At 60.7% G+C, this 295-nt stretch carries 1 protein-coding gene; it reads right to left on the bottom strand.

What is annotated here, in order from left to right; all coding sequences use genetic code 11:
- Positions 1-261, bottom strand: a 261-nt coding sequence (locus P0G09_RS19400; protein ID WP_275253492.1) for a glycoside hydrolase family 36 N-terminal domain-containing protein, incomplete at its 3' end; no start/stop codon positions are given.
- Positions 262-295: the final 34 nt, after the last annotated feature.

Here is a 295-nt window from a genome sequence, read left to right on the forward strand (position 1 = left end):
CTGATATTTGCCCGCCTCCACCGTGTGGCTCACATAGGTAAAGTCTGCGCCAAAGGCACCACGGCTGTCTGCCACCGTCAGGCAGGAGAGACGGAAATCGCCCACGTTGCAGACTGTATACTCCTGCGGGAGTAGATCCGGGGAAATGCCCCGGTGGGTGCGGTAAGCGTAGTAATCCGGCGAAAATCCCCGGTCTGTGCGGGGATACAGCTGCATCAGGTCCCCGGTGCCGATGGTTTTGCCGTAGTACAGATGCAGCAATGAGCGCCGCCGACAGGCGGGTAGCCGTTCCGAC

Source organism: Faecalibacterium sp. DFI.5.82 (assembly GCF_029076575.1).
GTDB lineage: Bacteria > Bacillota > Clostridia > Oscillospirales > Ruminococcaceae > Faecalibacterium > Faecalibacterium duncaniae.